The sequence below is a fragment of the Mesorhizobium sp. M7A.F.Ca.US.014.04.1.1 genome (assembly GCF_003998745.1).
GTDB lineage: Bacteria > Pseudomonadota > Alphaproteobacteria > Rhizobiales > Rhizobiaceae > Mesorhizobium > Mesorhizobium ciceri.
Genome location: NZ_RZRW01001454.1, coordinates 1 through 455 on the forward strand (window position 1 = coordinate 1; position 455 = coordinate 455).

Genomic DNA, 455 nt, shown 5'->3' on the forward strand with positions numbered 1-455 from the left:
AGACAATACTGCGCATGACCGGCAATGAGCTGATCGGCTCGCTGGCGGCACTGGTCGAAACCGCATTGGTGACGAGCTTTCGTCTTTCCAACGACAATCCGGAAGGGCAGCGCCCCTCATTGCCGCTGCACCGGGAAGTCGCCGAAAAGACCGCCACCGGCGACGCGACCGGCGCACAAAAGGCGCTACTGGTCCTCATCGACAATGCCGAGGAGGACGTGCGCCGCAGCGTCGAAAACCGCAACAAGCGCCGCCAGGAACGGGAACAGACATCGTGACCGACACCAAACGCAAACTGCGGTCCGAGGCCTGGTTCGGCGGTGAGGGCAAGAACGCCTTCATGCACCGCAGCTGGATGAAGAACCAGGGCATTCCCGCCGACGCTTTCGACGGCCGCCCGGTGATCGGCATCTGCAACACCTGTTCGGAATTGACCCCGTGCTATTCCCACCTGC

The 455-nt window shown here is 62.4% G+C and carries 1 protein-coding gene and 1 pseudogene; both read left to right on the top strand.

Going from position 1 to position 455, the window contains the following annotated elements:
* Positions 1–278: FCD domain-containing protein (locus EOA22_RS37075; RefSeq protein WP_348629534.1), on the top strand; the 278-nt coding region annotated here is incomplete at its 5' end.
* Positions 275–455, top strand: a pseudogene (locus EOA22_RS37080) (dihydroxy-acid dehydratase); the annotation flags it as partial. The gene EOA22_RS37075 and the pseudogene EOA22_RS37080, both read left to right, overlap by 4 nt.